General features: G+C 65.9%; 1 protein-coding gene. It reads right to left on the bottom strand.

Annotation, left to right across the window (positions count from 1 at the left end; genetic code table 11):
- On the bottom strand, positions 1 to 763 hold a 763-nt coding region (locus AW273_RS00055), incomplete at both ends, for a non-reducing end alpha-L-arabinofuranosidase family hydrolase (RefSeq protein ID WP_269750204.1).

Here is a 763-nt window from a genome sequence, read left to right as displayed (position 1 = left end):
GCTGCAGGTTGCAGGGGTCGACGGTCATGGTCTGGTCGGCGCTGGTGCGGAGCAGTTCGCCGTGGCTGATGTCGTTGGTCCAGGTGGCGCCACTGTTGGCCTTGCCCGCGAACGGGTTGGACTCGGTGGTGGCGTTCGGGGTCCACGTGCCGCCCAGGCTGGTGGCGGTGAAGGAGCGGAAGTAGCGGCCCTGGGAGCCGATCGCCTCGACGATCATGAGGTAGCGCTGCTGGCCGGCCAGCTTGTAGACCTGGACGGCCTCGAACAGGTTGTTCGTGGTGTCGGTCATGATGGTCTGGTAGCTGGTGCCGAAGCTGCCGGGGAAGTTGCCGATCGGCATGCTGGCCCGGTAGATGCGGCCGTTGTCACCGGCGAAGAACAGGTACATGTTCTGGTCGTCGCCGATGAGCGCCTGGTCGATCGGGCCGGTGCCCGAGTTGGAGATGCTGCCCGAGAACAGCGTCTGCGCCGACGACCAGCCGTTGGCGTTGGTCGGGTTGGAGGAGGTCCGGTAGGAGAACGCCGCGCCGCCCCACTGGTAGGCCAGCACCCAGATGCTCTTGGGCGCGAAGTAGAACAGCGACGGCGCGACCGTGCCCGAGTTCATCGGGTTCTGGGTGGCCGAGGCCATCTGGGAGTAGTTGCTGAACAGGGAGAAGTTCATCGAGCCCCAGCTCGACCCGAAGTCGTGCGTGGTGGCGTAGACGAGCTGCTGCCCGTTGTAGGGGGCGACGGTGAAGTCCTTCAGCGACACCCAGCCCGA

It is taken from the genome of Herbidospora yilanensis (assembly GCF_001570565.1).
GTDB lineage: Bacteria > Actinomycetota > Actinomycetes > Streptosporangiales > Streptosporangiaceae > Herbidospora > Herbidospora yilanensis.
Note: the sequence above shows the minus strand (reverse complement) of the source record. Positions and strands in the feature narration are given on the sequence as shown.